Source organism: Erythrobacter sp. SN6-5 (genome assembly GCF_057364945.1).
Genome location: NZ_CP200282.1, coordinates 42,045 through 61,801, shown reverse-complemented (window position 1 = coordinate 61,801; position 19,757 = coordinate 42,045). Strand labels below are relative to the sequence as shown.

The following is a 19,757-nucleotide window of genomic DNA, read 5'->3' as shown; positions in this document are numbered from 1 at the left end:
CAGTTGCGCATTGTCAGCGCCGATCCTGCGCTTAACCGCGGCACAGGCGTGGCGCTGGGCAAGAACCTTGGCCGCCGCGTCTATGTTGAGATCGTGACCGATGGACGCGGATACAGCGCCACCAGCGTGGAGTACCGGATCACGCGCTGGCTGGCCTTGCTAGGTAGTGTGTCGACCATTGGGCGGCAAAGCGTGGTGGCAGAGATTAGCCGCGACTATTGAGCAGGCTTGGCGCTGGGTTCCGGCCTAGTCCAAAACAGACGCAGCAACACTCAAGACGCATATAACTTGGCCTCCGCAGCCCGGCGCCGCGTCAGCCCTTTAAGCACCCGCCCGCCAGCCTTGTTCCAGCGGGCAAATTCTCGCATCGCCCCGTCGAAATCGCCCGCCTTGTGCTTGCGCGTCAGGGTGGCTCGGGCAATCGCGCCAGTGTTGTAGTGAAAGCTCACCATGGCATCGAATTGAGCCTGGCTGGTGCGGGCATCGCCGAGAGCGTGCGCGACGTCGGCGGCATATAGCGCAAGGTCTTCCTCCAGACGCGCGTCACATTCTGCCTGAGTCCAGACGGTGCCGGGACCAATCCGGTCATCCGCGCCAAGCCCGCGCCCGGTTGCGCCCCAACCGATGGTCCAGGGCTCGCTGCCCGTGCCGGGGTCGGGATAGGCCTCTATCAAGCCATCAGTGCGCAGCCGCGCGCAGCCTTCAAACCGTTTGATTATGGCAATGCCTTGCTCTCCAATTCGCATGCCAGAACGCGCGGATTTAATAATCGGCACGGACACATGGCTGCGCTCAGGCATGCAGGCCGTCTTATCCCCGGTGGCGCAATCAATTGCGCGATCAAGCGCGACGACTTCGGATTTGCGAAAGCCCCGGCCCAGCATCGCGCGGATGGTGTCGAATAAGGGCTTGCGAGACTTTTGGGTGAGATCTGGCACGGCGGTCGCCTCCTAATGGGAACAGAGGCGAACCTATTAGGCAGATTGTAGGCAAGTAGGAAAATGGAAAGTTTGCGCAGCGACCGATGCAAATTTTACATCCAGTTACAATTGCAAAGCTCTATCTTAACATTTGTGGCGCAGGCCCCGCTGGATGAACGGGAACTCTTCCAAAATTGACGCCCCGGTAAAAAACTGGGCAATCGGATGCATAGTGGGAACTGCCTATTTTCTGGCGGCCTGCTTCTCCTTTGAAATTGCATTGGGGGTCAGCGGGGTTGCCACCGTTTGGCCTGCCAGCGGTGTTTTCGTTTCAGCTTTGCTCCTCGCTCGGCGAAATCAGATCGCTGCGATGGCTATTGCAGTGGCCGCTGCCAGCATCGCTGCCAATGTGCTTTATGGTGCATCCCTTGGAACGGCGCTCGCGTTTACTACCGCCAATGTGGTCGAAGGGCTCTTGATCAGCCAGCTGGTCATTCGCACCTCTGGCGTTCCGCGAACTTTGGATGATCAACGCTGGCTCGCGACATTTTTCGGTGCGGCCGTCGTTGGCAGCGCAGCGAGCGCGGCCATTGCGGCCTTACTGGCTGGCGAATTGACGCTGCCCTTCTTCGTAGTGTGGTTCACGACGGTGTGCCTAGGGATGCTGATCGTGACGCCTTTGATCGTGGCAGCAGCGAATGAGTTTCCACTTAAACTCAAGCAGGTCTCGTGCGGATCGGTGCTTCGGTTTGTACTTTTCACCGGCTTCGTCGGGATCGTTTGTTGGGCTGCACTGGCCCTTGGCGAGGGGCAGTTTCTGTTCCTGCCAGTGATCGCAATTGCCGCTGCGACCTACACCTATGGCTCGCGCGGGGCCGCTATCAGTATCAGCCTTATCGCGGTGATTGCCACATTGGAGACCGATTTTTCAGCCCCGGTGATCGGCGAATTCGCGCTGCAATGGGATACGTTGTTCCTACAATTCTATTTGCTTAGCCTGCTGTGTTCTGTCTGGCCTCTGTCGGCCCTGATGGCAGAAAAGGCGAAGCTGATTGATCGCTACGTCCAGTCGACCGAATTGCTCGAACTGGCTGAGAAAACGGCGCGAGTGGGGCACTGGGCACTGGAGCCGGACAATGCGACACTGATCTGGTCAGAAGAGGTGTTCCATATTCATGGGATTGATCCAGGTGAACCACAATCGGTCGGGGCGATGCCACTTGGGGAAGCAGGCTCGCTCAACCGTTATCATCCGGAAGATAGAGACAGGGTTCGCTCGTTGTTGCTGGCCGCGATGGAAGACCTCGTGCCCTTCGCCTATGAAGCTCGGATTGTCAGACCGGATGGCGTCATCCGCTATGTCTCCAGCATTGGCCGCCCCAGATATGATGCATCCGGCGCATTCCGAGGGTTGTTTGGAACGTTTCAGGATATAACTGAGCAAACCGAAACGCTCGAAGCCTTGCGAGTGGCGCGGCGTGATGCGCTGCGCGAAGCGAAAACAGCGCTGCGTTTATCCGAAACGGATGAGCTCACCGGGATCGCCAATCGGCGTAAGGTCTTTGGCGAACTGCGCGCAGCGGCCCGCGTTGCCAAGGCCAGCGGCACGCCTATGACCATTGCAGTTATCGATATTGACCACTTTAAGGCGGTCAACGATCATCATGGGCATCATGCAGGCGACAAAGTGCTGAAGCGTGTTGCGCAAATCGTTTCTGAACAATTGCGCCTTGGCGACTGCGTTGGGCGGATCGGCGGGGAAGAGTTTCTCGTGGTCCTGCCCGGTGAGGACGGTGCGGCCGCGCATGACATTGTCGAACGACTGCGTGTCGAGGTCGCGGCGGAGCCATGGGATATCGCTGGTTTAGAGCAGGTAACAATGAGCGCGGGGCTGGCAGCGGTCGACGAGATTGAGGGCGTTGAAAAGGCAGTGCAGAAGGCCGACCGCGCCCTTTATCAAGCGAAGCAAAGTGGGCGAAACCTGCTGCGTATTGCGGCGTAGTGTCAGCGCGCGTGAGGCGCCAAACAAAAGGGGCGCCAAGATTGCTCTTAGCGCCCCCTTAATGTGATGCGTCAGCGCTGGATTAGCTGCTGTAATACATGTCAAACTCGACCGGCGCCGGTGTGGTTTCAAGGCGCGACACCTCTTCCCACTTCAGCTCAGCATAGGCGTCGATCTGGTCTTTCGAGAACACGTCACCCTTCAGCAGGAATTCGTGATCTGCTTCCAGAGCCTCAAGCGCCTCGCGCAAGGAGCCGCAAACGGTTGGCACGTCAGCAAGCTCAGCTGGCGGCAGATCATAGAGATTCTTGTCCATGGCTTCGCCCGGGTGGATCTTGTTCTCGATCCCGTCGAGACCGGCCATCATAAGCGCCGCAGAGGCGAGATATGGGTTCGCCAGCGCATCTGGGAAACGGAACTCAACCCGCTTGGCTTTCTCGCCAGCACCGTATGGAATGCGGCAAGAGGCAGAGCGGTTGCGCGCTGAGTAAGCGAGCAGAACCGGCGCTTCAAAGCCTGGGACCAGACGCTTGTAGTTGTTGGTGGTGGCGTTGGTGAAGGCGTTGACAGCCTTCGCGTGCTTGATGACGCCGCCAATGTAATAGAGGCAGGTTTCCGATAGACCGGCATATTCATTGCCAGCGAAGGTGTTCACGCCGTCTTTCCAAATCGACATGTGGGTGTGCATGCCGCTGCCGTTATCGTCCTTAATCGGCTTAGGCATAAAGGTTGCCGTCTTGCCATAGGCATGGGCGACTTGCTGCACGACATACTTATAGATCTGCACGCGGTCAGCGGTTTGGACGAGATTGCCGAAGGTAATGCCAAGCTCATGCTGAGCGGCGGCAACTTCGTGGTGATGCTTGTCCATGGGCAGGCCCATTTCCATCATTGTGGCGACCATTTCGCCGCGAATGTCGCTGGCGCTGTCGACCGGAGCAACTGGGAAATAGCCGCCCTTTGCGCGCGGACGGTGGCCCATATTGCCGCCTTCATATTCCTTGCCAGTGTTGGTTGGCAGTTCAATATCGTCGATTACAAAGCCTGATCCGGCATATCCGTCTTCAAAGCGGACATCGTCAAACATGAAGAACTCAGGCTCTGGCCCGACATAGATGGTGTCACCAATGCCGGTTGATTTGAGATAGGCCTCAGCGCGCTTCGCGGTGGAGCGCGGGTCGCGGGCGTACAGCTGGCCATCAGATGGCTCAACAATATCGCAGAACAAGATCAGCGTCGGAGTCGCGCTGAACGGATCGACATAGGCGGTGCCCAGATCAGGCTTCAGGATCATGTCGGATTCGTTGATCGCTTTCCAACCTTCGATGGACGAACCATCGAACATCAGACCATCGTCAAGCGCGTCTTCGTCCATAACACTGCCGCACATGGTGAGGTGCTGCCATTTGCCCTTAGGGTCGGTGAAACGCAGGTCCACCCATTCAATGTCATGTTCCTCGATCTGTTTTACGATGTCTTTTGCACTTGCCATGGTCTGTAATTCTCCAGCTTATCTGGTGTTTGCGCCCGCATTTTTGCGAGCAGAGAGGTGGTTGAAATTTAAATCGCGTCTTCGTTTGTCTCGCCCGTGCGGATGCGCAGGGCGGTCTCAATCGGCGAGACGAAGATCTTGCCATCACCAATGCGGCCGGTTTGCGCGGCGGCTGCGATAGCCTCCACCACACGTTCGGCCAGATCATCGCTGATGACGACTTCGAGTTTTACCTTGGGTAGGAAATCGACGACATATTCGGCGCCGCGATAGAGCTCTGTATGGCCTTTTTGCTTGGCCAAAGCCGCGCGCCTCGGTAACCGTGATACCGGACACGCCGATTTCATGCAGCGCCTCCTTCACTTCGTCGAGTTTGAATGGCTTGATGATTGCTTCGACTTTTTTCACGGCCTGGTCGCTCTCCCCTGTCAGGCGGTTATGGCCGCCTTATACTGTCACACGCGCGATCCAAGAATCGTGCCAATCTCTGTGATGGATTGGGTTAGATGATCTGGCCTGCTGCGCAAGGGCCATTCGTTTGAATTGGATGCAGCGCAAGATCATGTCTCACCCGGCTTTGTAGGTATAGGCCTGCCCAAAGCACAGACTCTGATTGCCTAAAAATTAGGCAGGGACTTAGGGAAATTGCTTAGCCGCGAGGGACTCAACCGGGCAGGCGAAGGCCTGTGGTTTCCGGCAGGCCGCACATGATGTTGAGGTTTTGAACCGCCGCGCCGCTGGCGCCTTTGCCAAGGTTGTCCAACCGCGCGATCAGGCGTGCGTGATAACCACCCTCATTGCCGCAGACATAGAGCGTCATCGAGATCGCTTGCTGGTTCGCCTTCACGCACGTTCAGTTCGGTCAGCGGCTCGGATGCGGCGACGGTAACGATTGATGACTGGCGGTAATTTTCAGCCAGAGCCTCGCGCAGGTGGTCTGGCGTTAGCTTGCTATCAATCGCGCCCAGGTGAAGCGGCACTTCGACCAGCATACCGCGATAGGCGCGCACAACTGCTGGCGCGAAAATCACGCCATGGGCTAGTCCTGCATGCAGCTTCATCTCGGGCCGGTGCTTATGAGCCATGTCTAGGCCATAGCTGCGAAAGGCGAGATCAGGTTCGTCCTCAATCCGTTTGATCAGGGCATTTCCGCCGCCAGAATATCCGCTCACCGCGTTGACGGTGTAGGGCCAATCGGTTGGCAGCAGCCCCGCACGAACCAGCGGCGCGATCAGAGCAAGAAAGCCGGTCGGATAGCACCCTGGATTGGAGACAAATTGCGCCTCGACAATTTTGTCATGCCCGATGATCTCTGGAAAGCCATAGGTCCAACCATCGGCGACCCGGTGCGCGCTGGAGGCATCGATGATCCGCGTGTTTGACCCGTTGGCCAGGGCCACGGCATCGCGCGCCGCATCGTCGGGCAGACACAGGATCGCGACATCGGCTTCGTGTAAAGCCTCTTTGCGCGCGGCCTCGTCCTTGCGGCGGTCATTGTCCAGCACCAGCAGCTCAAATTCGCTGCGCGCGGCCAGACGCTCGCGGATTTCCAAGCCGGTAGTCCCGGCGGCCCCATCAATGAAAATGCGTGTTGTCATGCTGCGCTGTTTAGCCGCTGACGCGCGCTAGGCAACGCTGCTTAAACTATCGGCTTTGACATATCCGCTTGGCCCATCCGGTCCGATCGTGGCCCAGGCCCAGTCGCCGAGCTATATCGAGCAATTCGATCGCGCTGCCTGAATCCAGCGCCGTGACGAGCTCTGCATCATCTTGCGGTTGGAACAGCATGGCCGCGCCCTTCGCGGCGACTTCGCGGATTTCAGGAATAACGTAATGCGCCGCCAGATGCGTGCCCGCAAGCGCGATATGGGCAAGGTCACCGCGCAGCGGTAGGGTGCCGGGCTGAGGACGCGCGATCGGGCCGCTCAAACCGAGCACGCCTGATGGCACTTCGTATTTTCCAGCCTTGCTCATCTGAGCCTGGTCCCCTGTCACGACCCCGCGCGTATCGCTGGGGTCCGGCGCGCTTATACGGCCAAAGCCTTTCGAGCAAGTTAGCCGCTGACTAGTGGTGGAAAGCGATCACCAGGTCACCCGGCGTTCACTCGCCGCCATAGCGCGCTTTCAGTGTATGCCAGCTCGCGCGTAGACCGTATGCCGCGCCGCCTTTGCTACGCCCAGGCTTAGGGAAGGGGCGCCAGCCGAAGGTGTCGAAATGCGCCCATTCAATGCCTTCGCCTACGAACTTGTCGAGGAATAATCCCGCGACGCTCGCGCCCGCATAGGGGTTGCTCTGCGCATTGGTGAAATCGGCAATGTCAGATTTGAGATAGTCGAAATATCCCTCCGGCAGCGGCAAACGCCATGGTTCATCATCATTGGCTTTACCCGCCGCAATCAACTCAGCGGCGGTCTCGTCACGGCGCGTCATCAATGCCGGGAAATCGGGGCCCAGAGCAATTCGGGCCGCGCCGGTCAGCGTGGCAAAATCAATGATCAACTCGGGCTCTTCTTCGCTCGCGCGGGTCAGAGCATCGCCCAAGATCAGGCGGCCTTCCGCATCAGTGTTGTGGATCTCAACCTTGTGCCCCTTGCGACTGTCCAGGACATCGCCGGGGCGAAACGCGGGGCCAGAGATGGCATTTTCAACCGCTGGCACGAACAGATGTAGTTGCACCTTCAGCCCGCCCCGCATGACGAGGCCAGCAAGCGCGATCGCATGGGCTGCGCCGCCCATGTCTTTCTTCATCAGGCGCATCCCGGCGGCAGGTTTAATATCGAGTCCACCCGAATCGAAGCAGACGCCTTTGCCGACAATCGCCAATACGGGATCCTTATCGCTGCCGTCCTTCGCCTGCCAATTGAGGTGCAGCATGCGCGGTGCGTGATGGCGCGCGGCGGCGCGGCCAACGGCGTGCACCATGGGATAACCTTGCTCTAACCCGTCGCCCTTGGTCACCTTCAGAGTGCCGCCATAGGTCTTGGCGAGCTTTTCAAACTCTGCCTCTAGGGCGGCTGGCCCCATGTCCTCTGCCGGTGTGTTGATAAGATCGCGGACCAGCATTTCCGCCTCTGCTTCCGCCAGCAATGGCTCAATCGCTGCGGCCTGCTTGGTCAGGAGCACGCGCGGACCAGCCGCGTTTTCATCATCGCGGTAGCGGGTGAAGCGGTAATGCGCGGTTAGCCAGCCAAACATCGCCGCGCCCGCTTCGGCGTTTTCCAATCGGTATGTGCCCTCTGGCAATTTTCCGGCCAATCCAGCCAGGCAATAGCTTGAAAGCGCGTCTGTATTGACCACGCCGCCAACCGCAAACCAGGCGTCGCCATCTGGCACAATGCCGGTTTGCCGCATGGCGCCGGTGAATTTCTGCGCGGAGAGTGAGGAGCGCTGTCCAGTACTCAGAGATTTCACCCACTCCTCATATCCATCCTGGGTCACCAGATGGATGGAGATGGCGTCTTGCCCGCGGTCAGGCTGGATCAATTCTTTGGTATCATTCATACTTACGTCATTAGCTTTGAGTGACGACTTGTCACGCGCGAATTGTGCAAGCGAAAGGGTGGATGATCATGGGCAGGGCAATGACGGTTTATATGGCGGTTCTGACCGTGGGCGCGCTAACGGCGTGCTCTTCCCCGAGGAGGTCGCCGAGGATGTCGGCGTTGCTCAAAACACACCGACCCCTCCGACCCCGTCCAAAGTGGGCGATAATGGTAACGCGCAAGACGATCTGGAGCGCCGCACCGCCGCCGGTTTCAAGGCGGTCAACTTCACCGAAGATGAAAATTCTGGCGGCGGCAGCCGCGACTTCGAGTATAGCTGGCTCTACCAGGTCAGTGCGATCCCGGAGCTGACCCAGCACCTGCAAAGCGAACGCGCAACTGCGTTGGAAGAGCAGAAACAGGATTGGGCCGAAATGCTGGCTGACGCGCCTGAAAGCTGCGGCGCTTCGTGCAAGACCAATTCTTATGGCCGCACCTGGAAGGTCGTGGCAGATTTGCCCCGTTTCCTCTCTCTATCGGCCAATCAATATGCCTACACGGGCGGTGCACACGGCAATTACTGGTTCGACAGTCTCGTATGGGACCGTGAAGCCAAGGCCGTGCTTGACCCGCGCGCGATGTTCACTTCGACCACAGCGCTCAATGAAGCGGTGCGCGATAGCTATTGCAGCGGACTCAAAATCGAGCAGACCGAGCGTAGGGGCGGCGATGTCGACGCCGGAATCTTTGGCGATTGCCCTAAGGTGGATGATCTTACTCTGCTGGTAGGGTCGTCTAATGGCAAGAGCTTTGACCGTTTGGGACTGCTCGCCGCGCCTTATGTCGCCGGGCCATATGTTGAGGGCGCTTACGAGGTGACTGTGCCAGTCACACAGGCGGTTTTAGACGCAGTAAAGTCTGAATATCGCGCGAGCTTTTCGGTCAAGTAGGCCGCCTCTCGCAAATCACGCGCATTGTCGCTACATAGCACCAATGACCGAATATCAGCTTATCGAAGGCGATCAGACCGTCTACCGCGACGGCACCATTAAACTGCACGGGCCAGATGGCTTTGACGGGATGCGCAAGGCCGGGCAGCTGGCCGCTCGGATCCTCGATGAGGTCGCCAATCTGGTGCAACCCGGCGTGACGACCGAGAGTGTTGATACCGCTGTGCGCGAGATGATGCTGGATGCTGGATCAGTGCCCGCGACATTGGGCTATCGGGGATATACGCACAGCTGCTGTATCTCGATCAACCATGTGATCTGCCACGGGATTCCGTCGGAAAAAGTCTTCAAAGAAGGTGATATCGTCAACGTCGATGTTACCCCGTTGCTTGATGGCTGGCACGGCGACACGTCGCGCATGTTCTTTGCTGGCGAGCCATCGCTGAAGGCCAAACGGTTGGTCGATGTGACACATGAATGCCTGATGCTGGGGATCGAAGCGGCGGGCAGACCGGGCGCGCGTCTGGGTGATATTGGCGCCGCGATTGAGGCGCATGCCAAGCAGTTCCGTTACGGCGTGGTGCGTGAGTTTTGCGGACACGGTTTGGGCCGTCTGTTCCACGATGCGCCGGAGGTTGTGCACGCGGCGAAAGCTGGCACGGGGCCGGAGCTGAAACCGGGCATGTTCTTCACCATTGAACCGATGATCAACCTAGGCAAGCCATGGGCAAAAGTGCTGGGTGACGGCTGGACTGCGGTGACCCGCGACAAGAGCCTATCCGCACAGTTCGAGCATTCGCTCGCTGTGACTGAAGAGGGCACTGAGATATTTACGCTCAGCCCAACAGGTAAAGACAAACCGCCGTATTGATTTGCGATTGCTTGCGTCAGCTTGCTTGTTGAGCGATCCCGTAACTTATTTGGTGCGCCGCGCGAATATCGTGCTGACGTGGTGATGCAGGCGATACGCTTTGCATCGTATTTTATCGTCCATAATCTAGGGGCCAGAATTTCGTTATGATCAAATTGCCAAAAGTCGCCATGACACTCGCCGCAGCAGCTCGACCTGATGGGGCTGGCTGCTTGTTCTTCTCCGCAAGTGAACCGTCAAAGTGATAGCGCCGCGGGGAGCACTCTGATCTCCTCCGACAATCTGCCGGAAAATCAGGCCACAGCTGTGTTCGCCATGGGATGTTTCTGGTGCGCAGAGGCCGATTTTGAAAAGGTTGATGGCGTCGTCGACGTGGTCTCTGGATACACCGGAGGTCGGACAGAGAACCCGACCTACAAACAGGTAACCTATGCTGAGACAGGCCATTACGAGGCCATCCTTGTCACCTATGATAAGACAAAGCTGAAATACGAAGACCTGCTTTCGGTGTTCTGGCGCAATGTTGACCCATTCGATCCGCGCGGGCAATTCTGTGACAAGGGCACCAGCTATCTTGCGGCGATTTTCCCTGGGAATGATGAGGAAGCGGAACTGGCAGAAGCTTCTAAAGATCGCTGGGAAAGCGTCTTTCAACAGGAAATCGTAACCGACATTGTGGACCGCGCCGACTTTTATCGGGCCGAGGAAGACCACCAGGATTACTATAGCAAGAACCCCGTTCGTTATGGCTACTACCGGAACGGTTGCGGGCGCGACAAACGGCTAGAGGCGGTTTGGGGCGCAATCCCGAAGTAGGCCTGGCAGGTTAGTTTTCCCGAGCGGCCCGTATTGCCGCGCCTGCGGCAAAGGGGGCCAAGGCCACCAAGACAAGGCTGATCGCTGCAACAAATCCAAGGCTCGCCACATCCATGCGGGCCAGTGCGCCTGCGCCAAAGATCAGGATCGGTAGCGCCAGCGGGATCAGCAACAGTCCTGACAAAGCTGCGCCCGCGCGCAGGCTGGCAGTGAGCGATGCAATCATCAGGCCGATTGCGGCGAGGCCGGGCGTGCCTGCAAGCAATCCGAGCAACAGAATGTGCAGGGTCTCTCCATCCAGATTGAGCAAAGCGGCAGCAGGAAAAGCGGCCAAAATCAGCGGCGGGCCAAAGCTGAGCCAATGCGCCGTCAGGCGAACCGCCATGCTGACTTCCTCGGTGACCCCGCGCAGCTTCAATTGATCAAACACGCCGAGTTCAATGTCGCGCGCCACCAGGGTGTCGAGCGGCAGGATCGCAGCCAGCAATGCCGCAATCCACACGACGCCGCCGCCGGTGCGCGCTAGCAGAGGCGCATCCGGCCCGACTGCAAATGGGTACAGCATCGCCACCGCTAGGAAGAAGATCACGGGCAGCGCCGCCCCGCTTCCTGTGAAGGGGAAGAACCGCGCCAGATCGCGTTTGAGGAGCGCGGTGATCAAGCGGCTGGCTCCGCTGCTGCGCGAGGCACGTAGTCGGCCAATTCCAGGGTTGTTAGGCCCGCAATGTCGAGCGTTTGATGCGAGGCGACCAAAGCAATCCCGCCGTCCTCGCAATGCGTCGTAATCAGTGCGGTCACTTGCTCAATCGCTCGGGCGTCCAGCCCGCTTAGCGGCTCATCAAGCAGCCAGATCGTTGCGGCTTGTGCGATCAGCCGCGCTAGCCCCGCGCGCTTACGCTGGCCGGTCGACAAATAGCGCACTGGAATATCGAGCAGATTGCCAAGGTCCATCGCCTCTGCCGCCGCGTCCACATCGGCGCAGCCATCAATCTTTTGCCAGAACGCGAGAGCTCGTCCCAGAGCGAGATCGGGATCAAGGCCCATACGTTCATCGAGCAGACCGACCGCACCCTCGGTTGCCACCGAGCCTGCAAACGGGGTGAGTAATCCTGCGCAATTGCGTAGAAGCGTTGTCTTTCCAATGCCATTTGCGCCGGTGACATGGCACGCGCTGCCGGTCTCTAAAGTCAGGTTTAGCCCCTTGCACAGCACGCGATCGCCGCGGCGGCAGGCAAGGTCAGATACGGTAAGGCGCGCTTGCATGATTGCATGGCGTTAGGCAAAAGCTGCCTCGCAAACAACACGCTAACCAACAATTGCCTGATCGGAACCGATATGATCCGTGTGCCTGAACTGACCGATGCCGAAAGAGCCGAGCTGCTCGCGGCTTTTCCAGAATGGAGTGAAGCGCGCGATGGCAAGGCGATTTTCCGCAAGTTTGAATTTGCCGATTTCTCCCAGGCCTGGGGCTTTATGAACCGTGTCGCCTTGATCGCAGAAAGCCAGGATCACCACCCTGAATGGTTCAATGTCTACAACAAGGTAGAGATCACCTTGACCACGCATGATGCCGGGGAAAGCGGAGGCTTGTCCATGCGCGATGCAGCCATGGCAAAGGCTATTGCCGAGCTATCATGAGGTTGGTCGCGATTTTTGCCGCCCTGGTTATGGCCGCCCCTCTTTCGGCGCAGGATGAAGGTCGGCAACCGAAATGCATAGTTGTCACCAGCACTGGCAATCAACAGTGGGCCGTAAATGCGAACTGGGCTCGGTGGCGTATTGTTTCGGAAAGTGGCGCAAGTTTCACTCTCAGCTCATCATTTTGGAATGAGCGAGCACGCGATAATCTCTCGCAAAATGGCCCTTTTTCCAAATCAGGCTCAAATCTGATTTTCATCGCTCCTGATAGTAGGCCGCCCTATAAGAAATTATGGGCACATTTGAGTGTTGCTGGAGGATCGCTTGCGCCTAAGGAAGTTCGGAGGAGTGGCAAGCGCAACGGCCTTGCCATTTTTCGGGCTCAAGAAGTCGACGCACTGATCGCTGATGCGCCATTGCTAACCGTGACCTTCTATCACCGTGATGGTGAAATTCTAAGCCGCTTTGCAATTTCTAGTGAAACAATCAAAGCTGGTGGTCGGCGTTTGCAGTCGCTGCACAGGGTATATGAGCAGCGAGATGTATCTGGTTCGCCCGAAGAGTGCCGGAGAGCGAATGCGCGGTTGTAGGTTGCTGTAAGAAGAGGGTTTTGTGCCTTGGGTAGAAAACGGGCGCAGGTAATAAGTCTACCGTCCCGATCAGTCCGTCCGCGCGCGATGCGGCAATGGCGAAGGTGATTGCCGAGCTTGCCTAGGCGTTGCCCATATCGGTTCCAATGCCTTGGCTGCGCATTTCCTTGCGCACGCGGCCGGGCAGGAACCGTTGGAGAAGCAGCAGGCGTTTTGCCATCTTGCCAACGGTGTAATCCAATTTGTCACCGTGAACCGCATCCCACACTACTTTGGGTACTGTGCTGACGGGTGATACTTCGACACCTGCGTCGAGCAGGTCCTCTTTCACAGATTGGTTCGAATCTGCGGCGGTTTGTTCGATGATCGGCGTGTCGATAAACCCAGGGCATAGTGCGGACACTTTGATCCCATCTTTTGCCCATTCAGCATCCAGGCTTTGCGTCAAACCACGCACCGCCCACTTTGTGCCGCAATAGACAGACAGATTGGGTGCGCCGATGATTCCGGCCAGGCTGGCGGTGTTGACCAGAACAGAGCCGGGCGCAGTTTTCTTCAGATGGCTATGCGCTGCCTGCGCACCGTAAATCACACCCTTCAAATTGACGTCTAGCAGAGCCACGACTTCTTCGCTTGGCTGATCCACAATCGGCCCGCCATGCCCGATCCCCGCATTGTTGAATACGACATCGATGCGGCCTCCGGCTGCCGTTGAAAAGGCTTCGAGCGCCTCGTCCCAAGCGGCGCGGTCACGCACGTCGAGCTGGTGCATGTATTTGAAGCCGCCCTCAAGCAGGCCGAGCGTGTCTTCCAAGCCCGCTGTGTCCACATCAGCCACGCCGACGAACCAGCCTCTTTCAGCGAAGTAGATTGCGACTGCGCGGCCAATGCCCGAAGCACCACCAGTGATAAAAATTGACCGACGCTGCGTCACCTAATCTTACTCCCAAAAAACAAGAACCGGCGTGGTCTAACCCCGCGCGCTCCGTTTGTCAGCTACTGACATGCGTGTCAGCATGGATAGGCTGTGGGTTAGGCCGTGTTCTATTTCGCCAACGCCTGTTCCAGGCCAACAACATGCTGCGCACCTTCAAGGATTTGCGCAGTGGAATTGCTTACCGTGTCGCCAATCGTTTCGCTGCGTCCGCCAAGGCATTCTGCCAGGAAATTCTCAGTGATTGCGGTGTAGGCGATGTTGTTGGTCGGCTTTGCAAAGCCGTGGCCTTCATCAGGATAGAGCACGTATGTAACGGGGACCCCGGCCTCTTTCATGGCGCCGACGATCTGGTCGCTCTCTGACTGTTTGACACGCGGATCATTGGCGCCTTGCAGGATTAGCAGCGGTTTTGTGATCTGGTCTGCTTTGTACAGCGGGCTGGCGGCCTTCAGCAAAGCAAGGCCTTCCTCAGTGTTCGGATCGCCCATACGCTCATGGAAGAGTTTCACCATCGGAGCCCAATAGGGCGGAATGGTCTCCAGCAAGGTCTCAAGGTTGGACGGGCCAACGATGTCGACGCCGCAGGCGAATTTCTCTGGCGTAAAGGCGAGGCCCGCAAGCGTCGCATAGCCGCCGTAGGATCCACCCATTATTGCCACTTGATCAGCGGTGGTGATGCCTTGCTCAATCGCCCAATCGGTTGCGTCGATCAGGTCGTCATGCATCGACAGGCCCCATTCTTTGTTGCCTGCGTTGAGGAAATTCTTGCCGAACCCGGTCGAGCCGCGGAAGTTCACTTGCAGCACGGCATAGCCCCGATTGGCGAGCCATTGGACGCCGCTGGAAAAGCCATAATCATCGCGCGCCCATGGGCCGCCATGGACCAGCAGAACCATTGGCACGGCGGCGTCTGGACGGCCGCTTGCATCACTGTCGCTGCCGGGCGGCAGAGTGAGATAGGACGGCAGGGTCAAGCCATCGCGGCTGGTGATCTCCACTGGCTGCATCGGTTGGAGCGGTGCGCCCTCCAGCTCTGGACGGGTAATGTAGAACGGGGTGAGGGTCTCGGCTGCGCGGTCATAGATATAGCTGCTGCTTGGCGCAGTCAGCGGGTCGTTCCAGACGATCCAGGTCATGTCATCATCGGTGCGACTGGCGACGCCAAACTTACCATCTAGCTGGCCGCCGAGCCAATCGAGCGAGGCCTTGATTCCAGGATCGATCGCGGTCCATTCGGTCTTGAGGTAATTCGCCGAATAGGCTTCCACCACGCCGGTTTTGTTGTTGCGAATGGTGCCGCCAATATCGGCCTTGTCATTCTCCGCGACCAGCGTCTTCTCGCCGCTCGCTGTGTCCTGAGCATAGAGAGCAGCGGTGTTGCGGCCTCGGCTGTCGAGCCAATAAAGCGTCGAGCCATCGGTGGTGTAGCCCGCTGGCGAAGTGGTCAGCGAATCTTCCATGGCGGTGGTTTCAAACGCGGCCTCTTCCACCGCGCCGCCTTCGACCCGGAAATAATCGGTGCCGCCAGCCTCGTTCTGGCGCATCGCCATGCGCAGGGTCAGCGTGTCATCCGCCATAAACCCGGCATAGCTGTTGTTCTCATACACCAGCTCCAGCTCTCCGGTGTTGAGATCGAGCAGGTGTACATCGTGGAATTGCGGATCACGATTGTTGAGACCGATCAGGATCTTGTCGCGGATCGTTTCTGACCCGCCGACAATATCGACGCGGGTGTTTTCAAACGGGGTAAGGTTGGTTTCCACGCCGCTCGTCACATTGATCGAATAGAGCAGGAAGTTCTCATCACCGCCCTTGTCCTGAATATACAGCAGGCTGCTGGAATCGGGTGACCAGAAATGCTGTCGGATCGGGCGGTCCGCCGCGTTCGTCATCGCTTTGGCTGCATCCAGATTGTTGCGCGGAGCCATCCAGATGTTGAGAACGCCATCCTTTGGCGCGAGCCAGCTGAGATATTTGCCATCAGGGCTAATGCGCCCCTGCGCTTTGGTCGGATTGCCGAACAGGGCATCGCGCGGGATCAAGTCATAGGCGTCGGCGGTGTTGGTCATTGTGGCTCCGGTATTGGCGGCGTGGTTATCTGCCGAGACGGTGCTCGGCAGGCGCGCGGTTACTTACAAAACGAGTTGTTATGCGATGGGACATGGGGGCTATCTGATCGATTGCAAACAACTGTATTATTCAAATAATACACACATGATAGCGAGCCGCAAGTCGCGGGGAACAGAACAAATGCCTGGGTCAAAGCGCTGTTAAAGCGCAGGGTTCGCGTAGAAATGCCAGACCCAGATCGCCATCGCCCCGCGATGCGGGCGCCAGCGCTCGCCGATCTGCCTTAGGCCTTTTTCATCGGGCCGCTCATTCAGCTGTAGCAATCTTTTGACGCCTTCCTGCACGGCAAGATCACCGGCGGGCCACATATCGCCGCGCCCCTCCGCGAACAGCAGATAGATCTCCGCTGACCAGCGCCCGATCCCTTTGACCTTGATCAGCTCTGCGATCGCTGCCTCGTCATCAATGGGAAGGTCATCAAAATTGACCTCGCCTGTTTGCACCAGCTCGCACAGGCTGCGGGCATAGCCTTGTTTCTGGCGCGACAGGCCGCAGGCGCGCAAAGTGTCAAAGTCCCGCTCCAGCAGGCAGGCAGGCGAAAAGCCTTTGCCCAGTTCCGCCTCCAATTTGTTCCACATCGAAGCGGCGGCAGCGACCGAAACCTGCTGGCCCACAATCGTGCGCAGCATCGTCATATATCCGCGATCTCTAATGCGTGGTTCTGGATAGCCAATTCGCGCGATTTCAGTCGCCAGATCGGCATCATTTTTGGCCAATGCATCAAGCGAGGCCTTGATTGCAGCTGCGCTCAATCCCACTAATAATTCCCATAACTATACAATGCGAAATCTGCCTCTAGCAGCGCAGCCGACTATTCGATAGAGCGCTGGCCAATCCAGCGGACACTGAAAAGGATACAATGCAATGCCGAAACTGATCGTCACCAATCGTGAAGGCGAAACGAGTGACATCGAGGTCGAAGATGGCCTGACGGTGATGGAGGCTATTCGCGACAATGGCTTTGACGAGCTGCTGGCGCTGTGCGGCGGATGCTGTTCCTGCGCGACCTGCCACATCCACATCGATCCTGAGTTTACGGCAAAGCTGCCTGAAATGAGCGAAGACGAAGATGATCTGCTGGAATCGAGCGAGCATCGCAATGAAACCTCGCGGCTCTCGTGCCAGGTTCCGCTCACTGCAGAGCTGGACGGCTTAAAGGTAACTATCGCAGCTGAAGATTGATGTTGTTTGCGAGTTGGCTCGCAAGCTTCTAACTCGCAGTCCATGAACATTACTCAACCTGTCGGCGACACGCTCGCCTTGATCGGAAACACGCCGCTGGTCCGCCTGGCCGGGCCGAGCGAGGCGGCGGGCTGCGATATTTGGGGCAAATGCGAATTTGCCAATCCGGGGTCTTCGGTGAAGGATCGCGCAGCGCTCTATATGATCCGCGATGCGGAGGCGCGCGGCGAGCTGAAACCCGGCGGAACTGTGATTGAAGGCACCGCTGGCAACACCGGTATTGGCATTGCGCTGGTCGCCAATGCGCTCGGTTACAAAACGGTGATCGTGATGCCGGACAATCAGTCCAAGGAAAAGATGGACACTTTGCGGGCGCTGGGCGCGCAGCTCGTGCTCGTGCCCCCGACCAAATACGCAGATCCCGCGCACTTTCAGCACACCTCGCGCCGCATGGCGGAGGAAACCGAAGGCGCGATCTGGGCTGGCCAGTTTGATAATGTCGCCAATCGCCGCGCGCATATTGAAGGCACCGCAAAGGAGCTGTGGCAGCAGTTAGACGGCAAGATTGACGGCTTTACCTGCGCGGCTGGCACGGGCGGTACGATTGCCGGGGTCGGCATGGGCCTGAAGGAGAAATCCGAAGATGTCCGCATTGCGCTGACCGATCCGCATGGTGCGGCGCTCTACAATTACTACGCGAATGGGGAGCTGAAGGGCGAGGGTTCTTCCGTTGCCGAAGGCATCGGTCAGGGCCGGATCACCGCCAATCTCGAAGGCGCGCCGATCGATACCCAGTTTCGCATTTCTGACGAGGAAGGCCTGCAATGGGTCGCCCGGCTGCTGCGTGAAGAGGGGCTGTGCCTAGGTCTCTCCTCTGGCATCAATGTCGCTGGTGCGATTGCGCTGGGTAAGCAGCTAGTCGCCGAAGGGCGAGAGAACCCGCAAGTCGCGACAATCCTGTGCGATACTGGCTTTCGCTACCTTTCGACACTCTACAATGCCGAATGGCTGAAGGCGAAAGAGCTTCCAGTGTTCGACTGGCTCGAGCAAGCGTGATAGGCAGCCGTTATGGCGTATCGCAAACTGTTCGAAACCCGCGAAGAATTGGCGCGGGCTGTCGCAGAAAACCCAGATATTGAACGCGCAGGTGCACCCCTTGGCGGAACCCGCGAAGAGGCGGTGCAACGCCTTCAGGTCGGGCTTTCTGGCCTTGCTGCGATGGTCCTGCTGGTTGGTCTGGCCAGCGTGATACAAGGCCGGGCGCAGGTCAGTGAAGACAGCGCCGTGCCAGAGGCCGCGCCGACGACTGAGCCGAGCGCAGAGGCCACAATCAATGATCCGCTGGTCGATGCGGGCGTCGTGCCTGATTTGCCGGTAGAGCCAAGCTCGGTCGCGACGCAGGAGGCGGCGATCGTGCCTGAGCAAGGCGAGGGGACCGCTGGTGACCCGCTGCCCGGCGATGTTGTGCGCGATGATCCGTTGATCAATGAGTCCAAAACTCCATAAATTTGCCCTCGCTGCGATTGGCGTGCTGGCACTGTCTGCCGGCGCACTGTGGTGGCTGGCCCAGTCGAACGCAGAGGGCCATGGCCTGCGCGCCAGCGCGAACAATGGCTCAGCCGAGAACGTGGAGCTTGGCCTGATGAGCAGCCTGCCGCTCTATTGGCCTCTGGGCGCTGATCTGGCGGGCCTGATTGACGCAGAGCAAGAGGCACCTTGGCAGCGCGGCGTTTTGGAAGCGCGCTATGATCTGAAGCTACTCGATAGCCTCTCACCGGATGATCAGGGCGTTGGCCCACTGGCGGGATTGGAACGCCTGGCGATTGTCCAACCGCGCGGGCTAAGCCCATCGGACAATGTCGCGCTGGATGATTGGGTGCGGGGCGGCGGACAGCTGCTGATTGCGCTCGATCCAATGCTGACTGGCGAATATGAGGTCGCTTTTGGCGATCCGCGCAGGCCGGTAGATGCCGCGCTGATCCCGCCGGTGATTGAGCGATGGGGATTGGCGATTAGTTTTGATGAAGAACAGGGTGAGGGGCTACGGTCTGCCGCGGTGGTGGGCGGACAAATCCCGGTTCATATGGCTTAGCTGTCCTAACCGTTCTCGATCCCGCCGCCGCCTCGTGTGAACTTCAGGGCGACGGAGCAATCGCGGCCTGTGATATTGGCCAGGGGCGTGTGACGGTTTTTGCCGATGCTGCCATCTTTGAACATGAAGAGCTCGCCGGAGAAGATGGCGAAAGGTTGATCGCCTTGCTGGCTCAAGCTTTCAATTGAGTCGCTAGCATCCCGATCCTGACCGATATCGGTTCGATCCATCTAAGCAGCGCCAAAGCGCCCCAAATTCGCGATTGGGGATTTTGCGGGACGGGCCGAGGATGAGCGACTCGACTTGTGTGATTCTCGCAGTTTTGAGCGGAAATTCAGTGTTTTGAGGCGAGTCCTTTGGCTTCCATGCGAGGTAGTGAAGTGGATGGGTGTTCAATATTAATATGGTAAATCAGTTATTTACCAGCTTATCCCGCGAAATCCCGTAAAAACCCCTTCCATCCCGGTTAAACCCACGATATTACCGTCTTCCATCAAACATGACCGTTTGTGTTTGCGCCGCCCATGATGGTTGGCGTGCCGGTTCCGCTCGCATGTGGAATGGCCAAGCAAATGGCGTTTTGGGTCTCCTGAAAAGGGAGGCGGGGAAAATGAAGGCCCGTGAGGGGCGGGTGAGAAGGGGAGTTGGAGCGCG

General features: G+C 58.2%; 21 protein-coding genes and 2 pseudogenes. 11 read left to right on the top strand and 12 right to left on the bottom strand.

Annotated features, from left to right (window positions below; translation table 11 throughout):
• Positions 1-3: 3 nt before the first annotated feature.
• A complete protein-coding gene (locus AC0V6Z_RS00315) occupies positions 4-222 on the top strand; it encodes a hypothetical protein (RefSeq protein ID WP_472639468.1) in 219 nt (72 codons plus the stop codon).
• Between the two features lie 50 nt (positions 223-272).
• Here the strand turns inward: AC0V6Z_RS00315 and AC0V6Z_RS00310 are convergent, their stop codons facing one another.
• Positions 273-938 (bottom strand): lysozyme, encoded by a 666-nt coding sequence (locus tag AC0V6Z_RS00310; RefSeq protein WP_472639467.1) that lies wholly within the window; start codon positions 936-938, stop codon positions 273-275.
• A gap of 214 nt (positions 939-1,152) precedes the next feature.
• Between AC0V6Z_RS00310 and AC0V6Z_RS00305 the strand changes: the two genes are divergently transcribed.
• Positions 1,153-2,922 (top strand): sensor domain-containing diguanylate cyclase, encoded by a 1,770-nt coding sequence (locus AC0V6Z_RS00305; RefSeq protein ID WP_472639466.1) that lies wholly within the window; start codon positions 1,153-1,155, stop codon positions 2,920-2,922.
• Between the two features lie 82 nt (positions 2,923-3,004).
• Here the strand turns inward: AC0V6Z_RS00305 and glnA are convergent, their stop codons facing one another.
• The 5 genes and pseudogenes from glnA to AC0V6Z_RS00280 form a co-directional block, all read right to left on the bottom strand.
• A complete protein-coding gene (gene glnA, locus AC0V6Z_RS00300; protein ID WP_472639465.1) occupies positions 3,005-4,414 on the bottom strand; it encodes a type I glutamate--ammonia ligase in 1,410 nt (469 codons plus the stop codon).
• A gap of 68 nt (positions 4,415-4,482) precedes the next feature.
• A pseudogene (locus AC0V6Z_RS00295) lies at positions 4,483-4,822 on the bottom strand (P-II family nitrogen regulator).
• Between the two features lie 256 nt (positions 4,823-5,078).
• Positions 5,079-6,012: pseudogene (argC, locus tag AC0V6Z_RS00290) on the bottom strand (N-acetyl-gamma-glutamyl-phosphate reductase).
• 46 nt (positions 6,013-6,058) lie between these two features.
• Positions 6,059-6,388, bottom strand: a complete 330-nt coding sequence (locus AC0V6Z_RS00285) for a hypothetical protein (RefSeq protein ID WP_472639464.1) — start codon at positions 6,386-6,388, stop codon at positions 6,059-6,061.
• A 127-nt stretch (positions 6,389-6,515) separates the two neighbouring features.
• Positions 6,516-7,916, bottom strand: coding sequence for a leucyl aminopeptidase family protein (locus AC0V6Z_RS00280; protein WP_472639463.1), 1,401 nt, complete (start codon positions 7,914-7,916; stop codon positions 6,516-6,518).
• A gap of 58 nt (positions 7,917-7,974) precedes the next feature.
• On the opposite strand from AC0V6Z_RS00280, the gene AC0V6Z_RS00275 reads away from it, so the two are divergent.
• From AC0V6Z_RS00275 to msrA, 3 genes are all read left to right on the top strand, one after another.
• A complete protein-coding gene (locus tag AC0V6Z_RS00275; RefSeq protein WP_472639462.1) occupies positions 7,975-8,847 on the top strand; it encodes a PdaC/SigV domain-containing protein in 873 nt (290 codons plus the stop codon).
• A gap of 43 nt (positions 8,848-8,890) precedes the next feature.
• On the top strand, positions 8,891-9,718 hold the full coding sequence (gene map / locus AC0V6Z_RS00270) for a type I methionyl aminopeptidase (RefSeq protein WP_472639461.1): 828 nt from the start codon (positions 8,891-8,893) through the stop codon (positions 9,716-9,718).
• Positions 9,719-9,916: 198 nt separating this feature from the next.
• On the top strand, positions 9,917-10,534 hold the full coding sequence (msrA, locus tag AC0V6Z_RS00265) for a peptide-methionine (S)-S-oxide reductase MsrA (RefSeq protein WP_472639460.1): 618 nt from the start codon (positions 9,917-9,919) through the stop codon (positions 10,532-10,534).
• Between the two features lie 10 nt (positions 10,535-10,544).
• On the opposite strand, the gene AC0V6Z_RS00260 is transcribed toward msrA, so the two are convergent.
• Entirely contained in the window at positions 10,545-11,195 is a 651-nt protein-coding gene (locus AC0V6Z_RS00260) for a heme exporter protein CcmB (RefSeq protein ID WP_472639459.1), read from the bottom strand.
• Positions 11,192-11,797, bottom strand: a complete 606-nt coding sequence (gene ccmA, locus AC0V6Z_RS00255) for a heme ABC exporter ATP-binding protein CcmA (protein ID WP_472639458.1) — start codon at positions 11,795-11,797, stop codon at positions 11,192-11,194. Before ccmA ends, AC0V6Z_RS00260 begins: the two co-directional genes overlap by 4 nt.
• Positions 11,798-11,872: 75 nt before the next feature.
• On the opposite strand from ccmA, the gene AC0V6Z_RS00250 reads away from it, so the two are divergent.
• Positions 11,873-12,172, top strand: a complete 300-nt coding sequence (locus tag AC0V6Z_RS00250) for a 4a-hydroxytetrahydrobiopterin dehydratase (RefSeq protein ID WP_472640804.1) — start codon at positions 11,873-11,875, stop codon at positions 12,170-12,172.
• Positions 12,169-12,762, top strand: a complete 594-nt coding sequence (locus AC0V6Z_RS00245) for a hypothetical protein (protein ID WP_472639457.1) — start codon at positions 12,169-12,171, stop codon at positions 12,760-12,762. The genes AC0V6Z_RS00250 and AC0V6Z_RS00245 overlap by 4 nt, the downstream gene beginning before the upstream one ends.
• A 121-nt stretch (positions 12,763-12,883) precedes the next feature.
• On the opposite strand, the gene AC0V6Z_RS00240 is transcribed toward AC0V6Z_RS00245, so the two are convergent.
• The 3 genes from AC0V6Z_RS00240 to AC0V6Z_RS00230 form a co-directional block, all read right to left on the bottom strand.
• A complete protein-coding gene (locus AC0V6Z_RS00240; RefSeq protein WP_472639456.1) occupies positions 12,884-13,696 on the bottom strand; it encodes an SDR family oxidoreductase in 813 nt (270 codons plus the stop codon).
• Positions 13,697-13,806: 110 nt separating this feature from the next.
• Positions 13,807-15,768, bottom strand: coding sequence for a S9 family peptidase (locus tag AC0V6Z_RS00235; protein WP_472639455.1), 1,962 nt, complete (start codon positions 15,766-15,768; stop codon positions 13,807-13,809).
• Positions 15,769-15,969: 201 nt separating this feature from the next.
• The gene (locus tag AC0V6Z_RS00230; RefSeq protein WP_472639454.1) at positions 15,970-16,587 is read right to left on the bottom strand and encodes a DNA-3-methyladenine glycosylase family protein; all 618 of its coding nucleotides are present in this window, start codon (positions 16,585-16,587) and stop codon (positions 15,970-15,972) included.
• A 106-nt stretch (positions 16,588-16,693) separates the two neighbouring features.
• On the opposite strand from AC0V6Z_RS00230, the gene AC0V6Z_RS00225 reads away from it, so the two are divergent.
• From AC0V6Z_RS00225 to AC0V6Z_RS00210, 4 genes are read left to right on the top strand one after another with little or no spacing between them, the layout of a single operon-like run.
• Complete coding sequence (locus tag AC0V6Z_RS00225; protein ID WP_472639453.1) at positions 16,694-17,011, top strand: 2Fe-2S iron-sulfur cluster-binding protein; 318 nt, start codon at positions 16,694-16,696, stop codon at positions 17,009-17,011.
• 42 nt (positions 17,012-17,053) lie between these two features.
• Complete coding sequence (locus AC0V6Z_RS00220; protein WP_472639452.1) at positions 17,054-18,067, top strand: cysteine synthase A; 1,014 nt, start codon at positions 17,054-17,056, stop codon at positions 18,065-18,067.
• Between the two features lie 12 nt (positions 18,068-18,079).
• Complete coding sequence (locus AC0V6Z_RS00215) at positions 18,080-18,517, top strand: hypothetical protein (protein ID WP_472639451.1); 438 nt, start codon at positions 18,080-18,082, stop codon at positions 18,515-18,517.
• Positions 18,498-19,103 carry a motility-associated ABC transporter substrate-binding family protein gene (locus AC0V6Z_RS00210; RefSeq protein ID WP_472639450.1) on the top strand — a complete coding sequence of 202 codons (606 nt, stop codon included), beginning with the start codon at positions 18,498-18,500 and terminating at the stop codon, positions 19,101-19,103. Before AC0V6Z_RS00215 ends, AC0V6Z_RS00210 begins: the two co-directional genes overlap by 20 nt.
• A gap of 5 nt (positions 19,104-19,108) precedes the next feature.
• On the opposite strand, the gene AC0V6Z_RS00205 is transcribed toward AC0V6Z_RS00210, so the two are convergent.
• Positions 19,109-19,333: a hypothetical protein gene (locus tag AC0V6Z_RS00205; RefSeq protein WP_472639449.1), complete on the bottom strand. Its 225-nt coding sequence runs from the start codon at positions 19,331-19,333 to the stop codon at positions 19,109-19,111.
• Positions 19,334-19,757 lie beyond the last annotated feature (424 nt).

Excerpts from the sequence above, each read along its gene's own strand:
- AC0V6Z_RS00205 (WP_472639449.1), bottom strand. The coding sequence starts at position 19,333 with ATGGATCGAACCGATATCGGTCAGGATCGGGATGCTAGCGACTCAATT.
- map (WP_472639461.1), top strand. The coding sequence starts at position 8,891 with ATGACCGAATATCAGCTTATCGAAGGCGATCAGACCGTCTACCGCGAC.
- AC0V6Z_RS00210 (WP_472639450.1), top strand. The coding sequence starts at position 18,498 with ATGAGTCCAAAACTCCATAAATTTGCCCTCGCTGCGATTGGCGTGCTG.
- AC0V6Z_RS00280 (WP_472639463.1), bottom strand. The coding sequence starts at position 7,916 with ATGAATGATACCAAAGAATTGATCCAGCCTGACCGCGGGCAAGACGCC.
- AC0V6Z_RS00215 (WP_472639451.1), top strand. The coding sequence starts at position 18,080 with ATGGCGTATCGCAAACTGTTCGAAACCCGCGAAGAATTGGCGCGGGCT.
- AC0V6Z_RS00285 (WP_472639464.1), bottom strand. The coding sequence starts at position 6,388 with ATGAGCAAGGCTGGAAAATACGAAGTGCCATCAGGCGTGCTCGGTTTG.
- msrA (WP_472639460.1), top strand. The coding sequence starts at position 9,917 with ATGGGGCTGGCTGCTTGTTCTTCTCCGCAAGTGAACCGTCAAAGTGAT.
- AC0V6Z_RS00225 (WP_472639453.1), top strand. The coding sequence starts at position 16,694 with ATGCCGAAACTGATCGTCACCAATCGTGAAGGCGAAACGAGTGACATC.
- AC0V6Z_RS00235 (WP_472639455.1), bottom strand. The coding sequence starts at position 15,768 with ATGACCAACACCGCCGACGCCTATGACTTGATCCCGCGCGATGCCCTG.
- AC0V6Z_RS00245 (WP_472639457.1), top strand. The coding sequence starts at position 12,169 with ATGAGGTTGGTCGCGATTTTTGCCGCCCTGGTTATGGCCGCCCCTCTT.
- glnA (WP_472639465.1), bottom strand. The coding sequence starts at position 4,414 with ATGGCAAGTGCAAAAGACATCGTAAAACAGATCGAGGAACATGACATT.
- ccmA (WP_472639458.1), bottom strand. The coding sequence starts at position 11,797 with ATGCAAGCGCGCCTTACCGTATCTGACCTTGCCTGCCGCCGCGGCGAT.
- AC0V6Z_RS00220 (WP_472639452.1), top strand. The coding sequence starts at position 17,054 with ATGAACATTACTCAACCTGTCGGCGACACGCTCGCCTTGATCGGAAAC.